This window comes from Sulfitobacter sp., from assembly GCF_041552635.1.
GTDB lineage: Bacteria > Pseudomonadota > Alphaproteobacteria > Rhodobacterales > Rhodobacteraceae > Sulfitobacter.
The window spans coordinates 1-16,021 of record NZ_JBFEKM010000095.1; the positions used below are offsets into that span (position 1 = coordinate 1).

The 16,021-nt window shown below is 57.1% G+C and carries 17 protein-coding genes and 1 riboswitch; of the genes, 3 read left to right on the top strand and 14 right to left on the bottom strand.

The genetic code is table 11. From position 1 onward, the window contains the following. Window positions 1–414: 414 nt before the first annotated feature. The 5 genes from ABYT07_RS12345 to trmB all read right to left on the bottom strand — a co-directional run bounded on the left by ABYT07_RS12345 (window position 415) and on the right by trmB (window position 5,220). Window positions 415–1,635 (bottom strand): hypothetical protein, encoded by a 1,221-nt coding sequence (locus tag ABYT07_RS12345; RefSeq protein ID WP_372992031.1) that lies wholly within the window; start codon window positions 1,633–1,635, stop codon window positions 415–417. Between the two features lie 264 nt (window positions 1,636–1,899). Continuing rightward, window positions 1,900–2,277 (bottom strand): rhodanese-like domain-containing protein, encoded by a 378-nt coding sequence (locus ABYT07_RS12350; RefSeq protein ID WP_372992033.1) that lies wholly within the window; start codon window positions 2,275–2,277, stop codon window positions 1,900–1,902. Between the two features lie 139 nt (window positions 2,278–2,416). Further along, window positions 2,417–3,031 carry a d(CMP) kinase gene (locus ABYT07_RS12355; protein ID WP_372992035.1) on the bottom strand — a complete coding sequence of 205 codons (615 nt, stop codon included), beginning with the start codon at window positions 3,029–3,031 and terminating at the stop codon, window positions 2,417–2,419. Further along, entirely contained in the window at window positions 3,031–4,383 is a 1,353-nt protein-coding gene (gene aroA, locus ABYT07_RS12360; protein WP_372992037.1) for a 3-phosphoshikimate 1-carboxyvinyltransferase, read from the bottom strand. Before aroA ends, ABYT07_RS12355 begins: the two co-directional genes overlap by 1 nt. 135 nt (window positions 4,384–4,518) lie before the next feature. Then, window positions 4,519–5,220, bottom strand: coding sequence for a tRNA (guanosine(46)-N7)-methyltransferase TrmB (gene trmB, locus ABYT07_RS12365; protein ID WP_372992039.1), 702 nt, complete (start codon window positions 5,218–5,220; stop codon window positions 4,519–4,521). Between the two features lie 116 nt (window positions 5,221–5,336). Here trmB and ABYT07_RS12370 point away from each other — a divergent pair, with 116 nt between their 5' ends. Continuing rightward, on the top strand, window positions 5,337–6,065 hold the full coding sequence (locus ABYT07_RS12370; protein ID WP_372992041.1) for a response regulator: 729 nt from the start codon (window positions 5,337–5,339) through the stop codon (window positions 6,063–6,065). A 128-nt stretch (window positions 6,066–6,193) separates the two neighbouring features. On the opposite strand, the gene metK is transcribed toward ABYT07_RS12370, so the two are convergent. The 8 genes from metK to miaB all read right to left on the bottom strand — a co-directional run bounded on the left by metK (window position 6,194) and on the right by miaB (window position 14,085). Then, window positions 6,194–7,378: a methionine adenosyltransferase gene (gene metK / locus ABYT07_RS12375; RefSeq protein WP_372992043.1), complete on the bottom strand. Its 1,185-nt coding sequence runs from the start codon at window positions 7,376–7,378 to the stop codon at window positions 6,194–6,196. 4 nt (window positions 7,379–7,382) lie between these two features. Next, a riboswitch (SAM-SAH riboswitch) is annotated at window positions 7,383–7,430 on the bottom strand. Between the two features lie 8 nt (window positions 7,431–7,438). Beyond that, window positions 7,439–8,950: an apolipoprotein N-acyltransferase gene (lnt, locus tag ABYT07_RS12380; protein ID WP_372992045.1), complete on the bottom strand. Its 1,512-nt coding sequence runs from the start codon at window positions 8,948–8,950 to the stop codon at window positions 7,439–7,441. Further along, entirely contained in the window at window positions 8,950–9,855 is a 906-nt protein-coding gene (locus ABYT07_RS12385; protein WP_372992047.1) for a hemolysin family protein, read from the bottom strand. The genes lnt and ABYT07_RS12385 overlap by 1 nt, the downstream gene beginning before the upstream one ends. A gap of 30 nt (window positions 9,856–9,885) precedes the next feature. Beyond that, entirely contained in the window at window positions 9,886–10,401 is a 516-nt protein-coding gene (gene ybeY, locus ABYT07_RS12390) for an rRNA maturation RNase YbeY (protein WP_372992059.1), read from the bottom strand. 100 nt (window positions 10,402–10,501) lie between these two features. After that, a complete protein-coding gene (locus tag ABYT07_RS12395; RefSeq protein WP_372992061.1) occupies window positions 10,502–11,491 on the bottom strand; it encodes a PhoH family protein in 990 nt (329 codons plus the stop codon). Window positions 11,492–11,639: 148 nt separating this feature from the next. Continuing rightward, window positions 11,640–11,936, bottom strand: coding sequence for a hypothetical protein (locus ABYT07_RS12400; protein WP_372992063.1), 297 nt, complete (start codon window positions 11,934–11,936; stop codon window positions 11,640–11,642). A gap of 33 nt (window positions 11,937–11,969) precedes the next feature. Further along, window positions 11,970–12,545 (bottom strand): OmpA family protein, encoded by a 576-nt coding sequence (locus ABYT07_RS12405; RefSeq protein ID WP_372992049.1) that lies wholly within the window; start codon window positions 12,543–12,545, stop codon window positions 11,970–11,972. 220 nt (window positions 12,546–12,765) lie between these two features. Then, window positions 12,766–14,085: a tRNA (N6-isopentenyl adenosine(37)-C2)-methylthiotransferase MiaB gene (miaB, locus tag ABYT07_RS12410; RefSeq protein WP_372992051.1), complete on the bottom strand. Its 1,320-nt coding sequence runs from the start codon at window positions 14,083–14,085 to the stop codon at window positions 12,766–12,768. A 115-nt stretch (window positions 14,086–14,200) separates the two neighbouring features. Here miaB and ABYT07_RS12415 point away from each other — a divergent pair, with 115 nt between their 5' ends. Together ABYT07_RS12415 and ABYT07_RS12420 are read left to right on the top strand one after the other, a co-directional pair. After that, window positions 14,201–15,070: a hypothetical protein gene (locus ABYT07_RS12415; protein ID WP_372992053.1), complete on the top strand. Its 870-nt coding sequence runs from the start codon at window positions 14,201–14,203 to the stop codon at window positions 15,068–15,070. A gap of 204 nt (window positions 15,071–15,274) precedes the next feature. Continuing rightward, the gene (locus tag ABYT07_RS12420) at window positions 15,275–15,568 is read left to right on the top strand and encodes a DUF1330 domain-containing protein (protein WP_372992055.1); all 294 of its coding nucleotides are present in this window, start codon (window positions 15,275–15,277) and stop codon (window positions 15,566–15,568) included. Window positions 15,569–15,600: 32 nt separating this feature from the next. On the opposite strand, the gene ABYT07_RS12425 is transcribed toward ABYT07_RS12420, so the two are convergent. Then, a partial coding sequence (locus ABYT07_RS12425; protein ID WP_372992057.1) for a phytanoyl-CoA dioxygenase family protein occupies window positions 15,601–16,021 on the bottom strand: 421 nt, incomplete at its 5' end.

Here is a 16,021-nt window from a genome sequence, read left to right on the forward strand (position 1 = left end):
CTTCGATCGCGATAACCTTGCCTTTGACAACTGAGCCCTCTTCGGGCGTGTCCATTTCAAAGCTTTCTTCCAAAAGTGCTTCGAAGTCTTCCATTGAGTTCATAGCCATGTAGCTTGATTTTCCTTTAGCATTTGGTTTCTGGCCGCGCGGTTGTCTCCGCCGGTCTGTGATTAAAATTGTCGTCCGTGATGGATTCCGTTCGCAAAACAAAGAGGGCCGGATGAAACCGACCCTGCCTGATATATCGCGCCCGAAACGTGTATCCGCCCCTTAGACAAAAGTTCCTTTAAGCGATTTCGCCAGATCGCGCAAGGGTTAGACGAACCGACGGGAACAACGGGCGATGCAGCCCTTCCGATCACCGAATGAAAAAGCAACCGTTAGCGTGATCGCTCGCGCACTGGTATCACTACCTATTTCAAGGCAGACGATGCCGTGGCTTTTCCATCCTTCAGCGTCACCGTGATTGTCCCCTTTTCCGTATCCACGGGTGTCTTGAGAAGAATATCAAAAACAACCGTCCCGGATGGTGCTTTGTCCGACGCGCGCAGCTGGACGTTGCTTGTCGCGGTCACATTCATTTTCATCGCAAAAGCCGCAGGCGTATTAAAAATCAGCGCACAGGTCGGCACAAGATCGGTGATAAAACTTTGCGACAAATGCTCATGCGTGACCTGCGTGTAGCTAATGCCGCAGGAAAGCTTGATGTCGAAGCCCTTCGATTCCGACAGGCCCAGCTTTTCAAAGATGCTACGCGCCAAACTGTCCCAGACCAATGCTGTGCCGCTGGACTTGGTCGTAGTTGAAACTTTGCCCGTTTCTTCCTTGGTGTCCGGCTCAATGGCTCCAAAGGGTTTTCCCTTTGCCGATCCGCTCTTGTTGGCATTCTGCAAAATCTTCCGACTGCCCGAGATCGCCCCGGTGAACTTCAACTTCTTCAGCTCTTCCGCTTTCTTTGCCGCTTCCTCTTTGGCCTTCACTGCCTCAGCCGCCTTGAGATAGGGCGCAAGGGCGCTCTTCCAGGTGCCAGTTTCAAAACCGCTGTTGATCTTACCCCCTTCAATGCGTGTGATTTTGGCATATTCTTCAAGGCATTTGGCGACCTTGGGATCGCCACGGGGTACTTTGGATTCGGGCAGTTCGATATGCGGTTGATCCCAGGAACACCACGCAGCCTTGCCTTCGGCATTCACCAGCGTGTTGCTTTTCATCAAAGACACCCATTTGGTCGTGAATTCGTTCAGCGCGACAATGTTGTGTTCCTTGGCCCCGAACGCCTTGCTTGCCCCCCAAACCAGCCCGGCCTTTTTTCCGGGGCCGCCGTAAAACAGGTTCAAGTGGCGGGCCATGTCGACCATATGCGAGCTGGCGCAGGTCTTGCTCGTGCCTTTTGAGATAAGTTCGGCTTGGGCCCGTGGCGTCCGGTTTTGGTCCACTGCGTTTTTTGAGTACTTGAAATAGGCTGTCGATACTTTCGCGTCGAATTCGGCCTGAATGGATTTGTCCTTGGCGTCTTTTTTCGCCGCTTTAATAAGGGCAGCAATTTTCTCGGTACGCTTCACCGCTAGAAAAGAATTGATGTCAGTTTCAAGCTTCTTGGCGCGGGTGGTAATTTCATTTGTGGCGGATGGCATGAAAAAATTCCTTACAAGAATACGCCACCACCATGCAGCGAGGCAAATCACCGGTCAACCCGCCCAGATTGTCCAAAGAATTGCCGCCCGCAAAGAAGGTACATGTCTGCGTCCGAAATGCGCCGTGATTTATGCGCGCCTCCGAGATACCCCGTTCAATAGAAATGCGCCCCCAAAATTTAATTCAGGGGCGCAAAAGCGATAAGACTTATTGTCATAGCACGGATCGAGGCCCTTCAGAAACAAGAGGACTTCAAACCCGGATCAAGTCTCGGTCGGGCCGCCCGCGTCTTTCCAGCCGGGAAAACCGCCGATGTTGGTCACATTGGAGTAGCCCATGTCGTGCAATGTCTTGCCGGACAGCGCTGCTTGTCCACCCGCACCGCAGATCAGATAAATCTCGGCTTCTTTTTCAAAGATCGGGTTGTACAGTGATTCGACCTTTGGATCGGCGCGAAATTCGATCATGCCGCGCGGCACACGGTGCGCGCCTTCGATCGTCCCGCTTTGGGCGATATCCGAAGAATCGCGAACGTCAATAAACAGGCCCTTGCCTTCAGCGTGCTTGGCGATTGCGTCCTTCGCATCCATTTTCGGAACGACGGCGTTTGCTTCGTCTAGATAATCTTGTGCATTTTTCACGATATTAATCCTTTAACAGAAATTGCCTGTGCCACCCGTCAAGAAACGCGCGGTCTTACCTACAAACGCCCCGGTTGCCCGTCAGGTTCCATCCGGCATGGCATCATCGGTGAAAAAGTCACTTCGACAGCTTGCCGCCTCAGGCACCGCGCCGGATCGTGATCAGCGCAATCGCCCGTGCGACAGCCGCGTCAATATCCATGGTGGACGTATCCATTTTCTCGGCATCTGCGGCGGGCTTCAAGGGGGCTTCTGCCCGCGAACTGTCGCGCGCATCGCGTGCTTCGACATCCGCCAGAACTTGTCCCAAAGTCACGTCCTCGCCCTTGGCGCGCAGCTCGGCAAACCGCCGCGCGGCGCGTACTTCGGGGGTCGCGGTGACAAACAGTTTCACCTGAGCATCCGGACAAATCACCGTGCCAATATCGCGCCCGTCCAGCACAGCGCCGCCCGCCTGCATGGCAAAACTGCGCTGAAAATCGACCAAAGCCGCGCGCACGGCAGGGATCGCGGCAGCCTTGCTGGCGGCCTCGGCCACGGCATTGGTCCGCAATTGTTCATTCTCAAGATCGGCAGCTTGCAAAGTCTCTGCCGCCTCCTCGGGCGTCATCCCCTCTAGAACTTTGGCCCCGACCGCGCGGTACAACAATCCGGTGTCCAGATAGGCAAAACCGAAATGCCGGGCCACCGCCCGCGACACTGTGCCCTTGCCCGCGGCCGCAGGTCCGTCAATCGCAACCGTAAAGCCCATCATCACAAAGCGCCCCGCGCAACCTTTGCCCCAAGCTGCGCCATCAGCGGCTCGAATATCGGGAAAGACGTAGTGATCGGCGCGCCGTCGTCAACGCTGACCGGCGCATTCGCAGCCATTCCCATGATCATGAACGACATCGCAATCCGGTGATCCAGCTGGCTGGCACAGGTCGCCCCGCCCGGCACATTGCCATGACCCAATCCGGTCACCGCCCACCAATCAGGGCCCTCTTCAACCTCGATACCATTGGCGCGCAGCCCCTTGGCCATCGCATCAATCCGGTCGCTTTCCTTGACCCGCAGCTCTTTAACGCCGCGCATCACGGTCTGCCCTTGGGCAAAAGACGCCACCACAGACAACACCGGATATTCATCAATCATCGACGCAGCACGCGCAGGCGGCACCTCGATGCCCTTCATATCGGGTGAAAACCTGGCCCGCAGATCGGCGACAGGCTCGCCACCTTCGGTGCGCTCGTTTTCATAGGTCAGATCCGCGCCCATCTCGCGCAGTGTGGTAAACAACCCCGCGCGCGTCGGGTTCAGCCCGATCCCCGGCACCAAAACATCCGACCCTGGTACAATCAGCGCTGCACATACCGGAAACGCAGCCGAAGACGGATCACGCGGCACATCGACATGCTGGGCGCGCAACTCGGGCTGACCGGTCAAGGTAATGACGCGCCCCTCATCCGTATCCTCGACCGTGATTTCAGCGCCAAAGCCCGCCAACATGCGTTCCGTATGGTCGCGCGTCGCTTCGGCCTCGATCACCACAGTCTTGCCCGGTGCATTCAGCCCCGCCAACAAAACCGCCGATTTCACCTGCGCCGACGGCACTGGCACAACATAGCGCACGGGCACCGGGTCGGCGGCTCCCACAATGGTCATTGGCAACCGGCCGCCCTTACGCCCGACAGCCTGCGTTCCGAACAACGCCAACGGATCAGTGACCCGCGCCATGGGCCGCCCGTTCAGACTTGCATCACCGGTAAAGGTCGCGGTGATGGGCGAAGTCGCCATCGCCCCCATGATCAACCGCACACCGGTTCCGGAATTCCCACAATCAATCACGCCCTCAGGTTCGGCAAAACCGCCTACACCAACACCGTGCACCGACCAATTCCCGCCGCCCAAATCGGTAACCTCAGCCCCGAACGCCCGCATCGCACGGGCCGTATCCAGAACGTCATCACCTTCCAGCAAGCCACTAATCGTCGTCTCGCCCACGCACATCGCGCCCAAAATCAGCGACCGGTGCGAAATGGACTTATCCCCTGGCACCTCAGCCACCCCGCTCAAGGGTCCGCAAGAAGACGAGGTCATGGGAATAGGTGTGGCGTGACTGGACATTGGGCAACCCTCAATCTGAATTCTGACCGCCGTCATAAACCAGCCAGCGCCCCTCGTCCATGACAAGCGCCCATCTTCTCTGGCTCATAAATATCCATGGGTGTCCGGGGGCAATCAGCCCCCGGTGCAGACCTGTCAGCGTTTACGAAAGGTCAGATAATGCGGCACGCGGTCTTCGCGCAAAGCCTTTTGTTCATAGCGGGTGGAAATCCAGTCTTCCCATGGTTCTTTCCAGTCCGACGGACCTTCTGCCAGCCAGTCAAAGCCATGACGCGGAACCTGTTCCAGCGTCTGACGCACGTAATCTTCGATATCTGTCGCGACGCGAAAAATCGCACCGGGCTTCAACACACGCACCAAAGGTTCCAGATGCTCGGAGGTTACAAACCGGCGCCGGTGATGGCGGGTCTTGGGCCAAGGATCAGGGTACAGCAGAAACGCGCGGTCGATCGACGCCTCTGGCAGCACGTCGAATATATCGCGGGCATCGCCGGGGTGGATCGCGACGTTGTCGACACCGGCTTTGCGGATTTTACCCAGCAGCATCGCAACGCCGTTGATATAGGGTTCGCAGCCAATGATCCCCACATCGGGGTTTTGGGCGGCTTGATGCACCATATGCTCGCCGCCGCCAAATCCGATCTCGAGCCATACGGGCTTGCCACCAAACAGCCCGTTCAAATCCAGCGGCGTGCGCGACGGGTTGGCCTCCCAATCAACGGGACCGGGCGACAACGCATCAAGGTCTTCCTCAATATAGCCCTTTTGGCTTTGCTTGAGGGATTTGCCTTTGAGGCGGCCATAAAAATTGCGGCGGGGGCGTATGGGATCTGTCATGCGCCTGCCTTTAGCGTGCCACACGAACAGGCGCAACGGCCCGCGTTAATCCGGCCTTAAGCCAGCGATGCAAGGATCACGGGACCAATTGCACGCCGGAGGGGGGACAAGTCACCATGTTTCAATACAAAACGGTCACCGGACCTCTTCCGGATCAGGCACGCGTTCTGGTTTTGGATGATGAACGGTTTGACCGGCATCGTCTTGGGCGGCTGTGTGCGGGGCTAAAACCCCATTTCGATGTCTCGAATGTCGCCTCATTGGCTGAACTTGCAACGATTCTCGAGGCTGATACTTTCGACCTGATCTTTGTGGATTACGGTCTGCCTGACGGCACCGGTCTTGATGCGCTGGAACTGATCAGGCTGTCACCGCGCAATTGCACCGCGGCCACGATCCTGATCACAGGGATGGGACGGGATGATATTGCCATTGCAGCAATGGATGCCGGGTGCAGCGATTACATCCCGAAAGAAACGTTAACCAAAACTGCATTCAAGCGCGCTGTCACCAACGCGCTAAACCATTCGACATCGCCCGCGCGGTCTGTCGGGGTCGAGACCACCGGCGCGCTCCACAACTTTGCCCGCGCATGCGCCATGGACCTGAAACCGATGGTCAGCCGCATGTTGCGTCAAATCCGCGACTTGCGGCACGACGATACTGGCAAGTCCGGGCGGACGGCAGAAGAACTCGAAAACTCTTGCAACTTGATGTGGGACTACCTTGTCGCGCTCCAGGAAATGGAAGGGCATCCGGTAATACGCGCAGCAGAAAGCAAAACAGCCGCCAGCGCAGTGCCGAAACCTTCCAGACCGCCTTCCCCCTTTCGACGCACGTCTTGAACATTGGGCTTTTGCCTAATCGGAATAAGGTTCCTCAAAAAGCAAAACGGACCCCCGATCATATCGAAGGTCCGTTAATTTCAGCGGCTGGCAAGGGCACATGCAGTCCCTTGCCCCCAGACTGGGGCTTAAAGCGCCGCCTTCAGCGCGTCGACCAGGTCGGTTTTTTCCCAGCTAAAGCCGCCGTCCGCATCGGGTGCACGACCAAAGTGGCCATAGGCCGCAGTGCGTTCATAAATCGGCTTGTTCAGTTGCAAATGCTCGCGGATTCCGCGGGGTGTCAAGTCGATGATCTTGCCGATGGCGCGTTCAATCGCGGCGTCTGCCACGTCACCATCACCGCCAAAGGTGTCACAATAGATGGACAACGGCTTGGACACACCGATCGCATAGCTCAACTGGATCGTGCATTTTTCAGCCAAGCCCGCCGCCACGACGTTTTTCGCCAGATAGCGTGCAACATAGGCCGCTGACCGGTCCACCTTTGTCGGATCTTTGCCCGAAAACGCGCCACCGCCATGCGGGGCCGCGCCGCCATAGGTGTCGACGATAATCTTGCGGCCCGTCAAGCCAGCGTCGCCATCAGGGCCACCGATGACAAATGTACCGGTCGGGTTCACCCACCATTCGGTGTCGGTTGTGATCCAGCCTTCCGGCAGCACTTCGGTGATATAGGGTTCGACGATGGCTCGGATATCATCGCTGGTTTGCGATTCATGTGCGTGCTGTGTCGACAAAACGATCGAGGAAACGCCAACCGGTTTGCCATCCTCATAGCGCACGGAAAGCTGGCTTTTCGCGTCGGGGCGCAATGAAGGCTCGGTGCCATTTTTGCGGACTTCGGCCAAGCGGCGCAGGATCGCGTGGGAATAATGGATCGGGGCCGGCATCAGTTCGGGTGTTTCGGTCGTGGCGAAACCGAACATGATACCCTGATCGCCAGCGCCTTCGTCCTTGTCGCCTGCCGAATTCACACCCTGCGCAATATGCGCGGATTGTTCGTGCAGCAGGTTGGTGATTTCACATGTCGCGTGGTGAAACTTGTCCTGCTCATAGCCGATGTCTTTGATGCAGGCGCGGGCAATATCTTCGATCTTGCCCATGTATTCGCTTAGCTTTTCCTGATTGGCCAGGCCGACTTCGCCGCCAATGACCACACGGTTCGTGGTTGCAAAGGTTTCAGCCGCAACCCGCGCTTCGGGCTCTTCTGTCAGGAATGCGTCAAGAATCGCGTCGGAGATGCGATCGCACACCTTGTCGGGGTGCCCTTCGGAAACGGATTCCGAAGTGAAAGTATAGTTTTTACGGGACATGTAGTGCTCCAATAGATTAAATAGCCACGTCAGGAAGCCGTTGTGGCAGATTGGACGGACTTAGCTGTCCGCCCTCTTGGCGTCAAACTGTAACTGCCTTTGACGCAGCATTGCGGCGATAGAAAGACCAATAAGCAACACAATCAGGGCGGGTATCTCACCCCAACGGCTATATAACGTCGGCGGCCGTGGCAAGGGCAGGCGCGCGTCGATAAATCCCGCCTCGTTCAGACCAAGGCTTTGCGTCACCCGGCCCCAAGGGTCGATCATTGCGGAAACGCCGGTATTGGCGACCCGCGCCATCGGCAAACCTTGCTCAATGGCGCGCATCCGCGCTTGGGCAAGGTGTTGCAGCGGCCCCTGCCCTTTGCCAAACCACGCGTCATTCGTAAGCTGCATCAAAAAGGCGGGGCGCGCCGGTGCCGCGTTCACATCCCGCGCAAAGACGGCCTCGTAGCAAATCAGCGGCAGCGCCTGGCCAAGCGTACCCAAATCCATCAACGCGGCCCCCGCCCCCGAGGAATAGCCATTGCCAAACTGCGAGGCGAGGCTTCGGATGCCGAAGTTGCTGAGGAAATCGCCAAAGGGCATATATTCGCCAAAAGGCACCAGATGGTGTTTGTCGTAGGTCTGAAGCACCTCACCGGCGGGCCCAAGCAACACGGCAGAATTGTAGTACTGCAGATCGTTCCGCCGCTGGACCCCTAGCACCACAGGCGTGCCCCCCGCAGCAAAGCTGATCTGGCTAAGAGCACCGTCTGCCATGTCCAGCGTCCACGGGATGGCGGTTTCGGCCCAAAGGATCAAGTCTGGCGGGGCATCTGCCGACACGGGGGCGGCGCGGGTCAAGGCCAGTTGGCGTTCAAAAAACTGCGGGATCATAAAGGGATCCCACTTGTCCTTTTGCGCTGCGTTGGGTTGCACCATCCGGATGGTAGCATCGCCCAAGGGGGCCGCGGGCATGCTGAACGGAATGACCAAAAGCGAAACCAAGACAACAGACACGCCAACGCCCGTCCCGTACCTGCGCCCTGCAAAAATCCGCACAACACAATAGGCTGCCGCGACAAACAACAATGTTAAGCCATACGGGCCAATGGCCGCCAGCGCCTGCCCCGGCCAAATATTCACCAAACCTTGGCTGAACATGCCCCACGGAAAGCCGGTGAACAGATAACCGCGCAGCATTTCGGCTGCCGTCAGGCAAAACACCAAAGGCCAGATCCGTGGCGACAACCAGCGCGCCGCGCCAAAGGCCGCACCCCAAAACAGCGCCAGCCCCCCACACATCAGCACAAGCGCGAACGGGGCCATCCAGGCATAGCGTTCCGGGTCGACCATGAAAGGCGAGACCAGCCATGTCCAGCCGTGCAAAAAATAACCAAAGCCAAAGCCCCAGCCAATCGCGGCGGCCTGCTTGGGTGTGGCGCTGCGGCGGAACATTTCGATCGCACAGACCAGCCCCATTAACATCAGAACCGGCATGTCGTAAGGTGCCTGACCAAAGGCGGCAAACGCGCCCACACCGACAGCTACGGCGAACCGCACCCAAACGTTGGAAATAAACGTCATTATGCGGTACCGGACACGCGCACCCGAAGGCGTTTGATCCGGCGAGGGTCCGCATCGATCACCTCGAATTCGGGCCCATCGGGATGCACGACGACTTCGCCGCGCGCGGGCACCCGCCCCGACAGCATAAAGACCAATCCGCCAAGCGTATCGATTTCCTCTTCATCGACATCATCATGGTCGGTGAGGGAATAGCCGATCTCGGCCTCGAAATCTTCGAGCGGTGTCTTGGCAAGCGCCAGATAGCAGCCCGGCTTTTCGACGACCCAGTTATTGCCCTCGTCCACGTCATGTTCGTCTTCGATCTCGCCGATAACCTGCTCGATCAGGTCCTCGATGGTGACCAAGCCGTCAACGCCACCATATTCGTCGATAACCAAGGCCATGTGACGGCGTTCGGCCTGCATTTTCGTCAGCAGCACGCCGATTGTCATCGACGGCGGCACGAAAAGCAGCGGCCGCAGCATCGCGGTCAGATCAAAATCTTCGGTGTTGGCGTTGAACCCATAGGTTAGGGCCAGATCCTTGAGATGCGCCATGCCAACGGGCGTATCAAGCGTGCCTTCATAGACTGGCAGACGCGTCAGGCCGCTTTCTTTGAACACCTCGACCAGTTCATCAAGACTGGATGTTACGGGAACTGCCGTGATATCGGCCTTGGGCACCGCGACATCATCCACCCGCATCCGGCGCAGGTTCATCATCCCCCGCGCTGAAAGCCGGTCGGTCTGGGGGGGCGACATCTGGTCGTCCTCCGTCGCCTCGGATGCGCTGAGTGCGCCCATCACCCTAGAGAAGAAACCACCCGATTTCGGGGCATCCTCTTCATCAAGAAATATACTACCTAATTCACTATCCAGCTGCGCGCTTTGCGCCGCGTCAGATGATCCGTCTGTGTCGCCCATCGGGTCCCGTCTTTGTTGTTTTGAGGCAGGCTATTGCGCTGCATCTTCTCTATATGGGTTATCCAACCCCAGTTTGCCAAGTATTTCGATTTCGATGCCCTCCATCAACGTGGCATCCGCGTCACGTTCGTGGTCGTAGCCCAAAAGATGGAGTGTGCCGTGAATGATCAAATGGGTCACATGATCGGCCATGGATTTGCCTGCGGCACGTGCTTCGGCAGCGCAAGTATCATATGAAACGGCGATATCACCCAGTTCAAGCATGCCGTCGAAATCAGGGTCGATAGGCAGCGGTTTGCCGCCATCCTGCGCTGCGCCGCGTTCGTCGGCGGGCCAGCTCAGAACATTTGTGGGGGTAGGTTTCCCACGAAAATCCGCGTTCAAGTCTGCAATGCGGGCGTCGTCGCACGCGAGGATAGTGATTTCCGATGCGTCAGGGTCAATGTCGAGATGTTTGAGACAGGCAACGATGGCTGTTTCGGCACGGGTTTGCAGGTCGAGATCGGCCCAGCGGGGGTCTTCTTCGACGATATCGAGAGCGGTCATTTGGGTCATTCGGGACGGGTGCCCCCTGCTATGGTACCGACCGGGGGCCAGCCCACGGACCCCCGGAGTTTATTTGGCAAAATGAAGCAGCACGCGCCCATCAGGCGTGTCCGGTATCGGCCTCGTAGGCCTCGATGATGGCGGCGACCAGCGGGTGACGCACGACATCTTTTGATGTGAAATAGTTGAAGCTGATTTTCGGGATCGTTTTGAGCAGACGTTCAGCATCTTGCAAGCCGGATGGAACACCGCGCGGCAGGTCGATTTGCGTACGGTCGCCGGTGATGACCATGCGCGACCCTTGGCCCAGCCGGGTCAAGAACATTTTCATCTGCATCGACGTCGCATTCTGCGCCTCGTCCAACACCACAAAGGCATTGGAGAGAGTACGACCACGCATAAATGCAAGCGGTGCGATTTCGATCTTTTTGTCTTCCAGCAGTTTCGCCAGTTGCTTGCCCGGCAAAAAGTCGTTCAGCGCGTCATAAAGCGGCTGCATGTAAGGATCGACTTTGTCTTTCATATCGCCGGGCAGATAGCCCAGCTTTTCGCCCGCCTCGACGGCCGGGCGTGACAGAATGATCTTGTCGACATGACCGCTGATGAACATCGACACGCCGACCGCAACCGCGAGGTAGGTTTTGCCCGTGCCCGCCGGCCCGATGCCAAAGGCAAGCTCATTATCGAAAAGCGATTGCACATAGGCTTTTTGGGCTTCGGTTCGCGGCTCGACTCGTTTCTTGCGGGTCTGGATTTCAACACCACCCAAGATCGGCATTTCGATCTGGTCACCCGGCTGGATGCCGGTCCCGACTGCCGACGTTCCCATCCGCAGCAGGCTGTCGACATCCGCAGGTTCAACGGTGCGCCCACCTTCAAGCCGCGCATACAGCGATTCAAGCACCGACGCCGCGCGCCCGACCGCATCGTCTTCTCCCATGACGGAAAGCTGGTTACCGCGCCTGACGATCTGGACCTCTAATGCCTTTTCGACGGCAGCAAGGTTCGCGTCATAGGCACCACAAAGGTCAATCAGCAGCCGGTTTTCGGGAAATTCCAACCGTGTCGACGTATGAGCGGGAGGGGTCATGATCTCACTGGAAGTCAAAGCCTAATCCTATTTGGGAGGGTCTGTAGAGAATATGGGGCGCATTGTATGGATGATAACCCCGTTTTGAACAAAAAAGGCCGGAGCGTGAAACGCCCCGGCTTTGATGTTCTTTTGCGGGTCAGCAAAATCAGTTCGGGTCCGGGATGCGCGAACCGCCTTTGAAATCGCCGGCGGTATAAGTTGGTTGCGCTACACCTGAACAGACAGGCTTGCCGTATTTATCAAGACGCTGGCTGAGGTAACCTTCGACGCCGTCGTCGATGATCCAGTGATCGCAGCCGTTTGGATCGACCCAGATGCCGGCCTGAAGCTGGCTGAGGTGCTTTTTATCAAAGCCCCGGTCAAAGGATTTATCCGCAGGGTAACCACGCCCGCCTTCGAGATCGCCGCAAGCGGTCAGGCCCAAGGCACAGGCTGTCGCCATCAATATCTTTGTTTTAAACACTTTTCTGTCCCCTTAGCGAATGCAGATGATTTCGACGCGGCGGTTCTTGGCCATGCCGGCTGCCGTGTTATTCGCGGCCGCTGGAATGCGTTCGCCGTAGCCGCGCACATCTGCGATCCGAGCACCGGTTTGCTGTGCGATTGCTGCGACTGAATTGGCGCGGTTCAGCGACAGTTTCATGTTATAGGCATCCGACGCGCGGCTGTCTGTGTGACCGCTGATGATATAGGAAACGGCACCGGTCGACTTGAAGAATTCGGTCAGGCGGGCCTTGCCCTGTGGGTGAATGCGGTAGCTATCAGTCTTGAAAAACTGATCGGTTTCCATCACACCGCAGACATTGCCACGTCGACACACCGGAATACCCTGACGGCTGACATGCGGCGTCATGTACCCTTCGGCACCATCATCCATCACCCAATGTTCACACCCATCGGGATCAACCCAGATGGTTGGAATGTATTGGCCTTTATCGCGGCCACCTTGCGACCGTGTTTGCGCATCGGCAGCCGATGTCTGGAAAACGAATGTTGCGGCGATCAATGTGCCAGCAAACAGTCGGAGCCCTTTGGTAATTGTGTTCAACACAGCCCTCGTCCTTTTTTAATGCCCCCGCTAAAGAAACTACCAATGCCCCAAAGCACCCAGTCCCCCGCAATATGTAGTGAGATTAGGTGGTAATTGAGGGCCTGTGAAGTACGAATGCAGCGCCAATTAGTCAATTATGGCCACAGTTTGGCAAATTTATGGCAATTGCAGCGCAATTGTGGCGGAAACGATAACAATAAGATCCTAAACAGCGTGACGTTTAAATTTGCCGTGCGGTCAAAGAGTTGGTTTTCGCATCGACGATTCTAACCGGTACGACATCGCCGACCGCTGCAGTTGCGTTATCGATATGGACCGAATGCAGGTATTCCGACTTGCCGACCATTTGTCCCGGTTCTCGCCCCGATTTTTCAACCAATACCGACACATCACGCCCGACCATTGCTGTTTGTATTTCGCGCTGGTGTCCGGTGATCAGCGCCTGAAGACGTTGCAGGCGGTCATCGGCGACGGCTGCGTCGACCAAGGCGCGTTCAGCTGCGGGGGTGCCCGGGCGGGTCGAGTACTTGAAGGAATAGGCATAGCCATATTTGACCTCGCGCACCAAATCCATCGTCGCCTCGAAATCGGCATCGGTTTCTTCGGGAAAGCCCACGATGAAATCACCCGACATCACAATATCGGGGCGCGCGTCGCGAATGCGTTCGATCAGCCGCAGATAGCTGTCGGCGGTGTGGCTGCGATTCATGCGCTTAAGGATACGGTCCGACCCCGATTGTACCGGCAAATGCAGGTAGGGCATCAGTTTGTCGACCTCGCCGTGGGCAGCGATCAGGGCGTCGTCCATGTCATTGGGGTGGCTTGTGGTATAGCGGATCCGCTCAAGCCCGTCGATCTTGGCGATCTCGCGGATCAGGCGGGCCAGGGTATAATCGGCACCCTCGGGGCCTGTGCCGTGATAGGCGTTGACGTTCTGGCCCAGCAACGTGACTTCGCGCACACCGCGTTCGACCAATTCGCGGGCCTCTTGCAGGACGCGGGTCGCAGGGCGGGATACTTCGGCACCGCGCGTGTACGGCACAACACAAAATGCGCAAAATTTGTCGCAGCCTTCCTGAACCGTCAGAAAAGCCGAGGGCGCGCGGGCCGCTTTGCCGCGGCCTTTCATCTTTTCGAATTTGTCTTCTTCGGGAAAATCCGTGTCCAGCGCGGTCTTGCCCTCGCGCACGCGGGCCTCCATCGCGGGCAAACGGTGATAGGATTGCGGACCAACCACCAGATCGACGGCAGGCTGACGGCGCATGATCTCGGCTCCTTCGGCCTGCGCGACACAGCCCGCGACACCGATCTTCAGATCGGGGTTCAATGCTTTCAACGACTTGAGGCGGCCCAGTTCGGAATACACCTTCTCTGCCGCCTTCTCGCGGATGTGGCAGGTATTGAGCAAAATCATATCGGCGTCGGCCGCCGTCTTGGTTTCGACGTATGTATCGCCCAGGCTTTCGGCCATGCGTTCACTGTCATAGACGTTCATCTGGCAGCCGTAGGTTTTGATGAACAGCTTTTTTGGCGCGGTCATGGCAAGGTCCGTTGATAACAAAGGTGCAAGCCTGCCATCTAACAGTGCCAGCGTTCTCTTGCAATGCGTGCCGATTTGACCGATTTAGAAGAGGTGTAAAAATCCACGAGGGTCCATGCAGTACCGCAGTCTCGATCACTTTCTCAACGAAGGCAAAGATGCGCTTGTCAAAGGCCCGGTGGCCTTGGTTCTGGTAGAGGACGATGTCGAGGTGGACACCACCCTGCGCCATCACCAGCAATCCGGCTTTGCGCAGGTAATCGCCTTCATGCCGCAAAGCTTTGATCTGCCAAGGGATGTGGCGGAAACAGTGATCCGCATCGACTATGAGATGCACCACGACGGGGCGATGGAAACCGCGGTCAACCGTATCATCGACGCAGCCCCGAACCTGTGGATATATTACTGCTATAACGCAGAATATCTGTTCTATCCGTTTTGCGAAACCCGCACCATCGGTGAGATGCTAACATTTCATACCGAAGAACGGCGCGGGGCGATGTTAAGCTATGTCATTGATCTGTATGCCGAAGACCTGACGGAATGCCCTGACGCCGTATCGCTGGATCATGCGCATCTGGACCGGTCAGGTTATTACGCACTCGCGCGCCCTGACGGGACGGTCGCAAACCACCCCAAAGACCGCCAGCTTGATTTTTATGGCGGATTGCGCTGGCGGTTCGAAGAACACGTACCCGCCGCGCGCCGCAAGATTGACCGGATTTCGATATTCCGCGCCAAACCCGGCCTGCGTATCCGCGATGACCACACGTTTAACGACGAAGAATACAACACGTTTTCCTGTCCGTGGCACCACAATATTACTGCCGCTATTTGTTCGTTCCGCACCGCAAAAGCGCTGAAAAAGAACCCCGGCAGCAAATTCGAAATCCATACCTTCAAATGGCACAACTCCGCGCCGTTTGAATGGCATTCACGGCAATTGCTGGACTTTGGTCTAATTGAACCCGGGCAGTGGTTTTGAGGGACTGGGGTTTTAAGGGGCTGATTTCTTCTGGTCTGGGAATTATCCTAGACAAGGATACCCCTAGCCGACAGCGACTTTGCGCCCAAAGTGATCAAAGTTGACATGACAATCGCACTGCCCGATAAATTTGATCTATAGGTACATCGTATCGTCGCACTGCCAAAATGAAGCTCCTCTTGCTGAAAAAAAGGACCGTTCACCATGACAGCATTCGTAATCGGCCAGATGCAAATTCACAGTCGCGACTGGATGGAGGAATACTTTGCCAAGATTCCCTTGGTGGTATCTGACAATCAGGGAAAATTTCTGGTGCGTGGCGGCGACCCCGAGCATTTGGAGGGTGACAATACCATTCCAGACGCCGCATTCATTATTGAATTCCCCGACAGGGAGCATGCACGGACGTTCTGGAATTCGGACGCGTTTCAAGCACTTGCGGTGCTGCGGCGTACCGGCTCTTCACTAAATGCCCTTTTAGTCGATAAATTACCCTAGGCCGCCGGTAGCAACGACCGTACAACCAGCATTCACCCCATCAACATCGGAAACCAATCCTCCCTCAGGCGTTGGCCCTGCACCATCTCATGCCCCGGAAACGGCGGCGAGGTCGGGCCGGGGCGTTGGGTATAGGTTGCGTCGTCGCCCAGCAACCGCAAGGAAAACGCACGCCTGCGTGACGTCGATTGATTGCCGCGTGCCCCGTGAAGAATGCCATAGTTGAACGCCACCGCGTCGCCTGGCTCCATCGTCCATTCGCGTATGTCCATCCCTTCTGCGTCAGGGTCTGGCACGGGCATATAAGGCGCAGGGTCAAAAAACGCATCGCCCTTGACCCAACGTGTGGGCAGCACAGGTTTTTCCCACAAATGCGACCCCGCAACACAGCGCAGCGTGGCGTCGGTCACCGGATCAAGCGGGGACCAGAAGCTGACGTTCTGACGCCCTTCC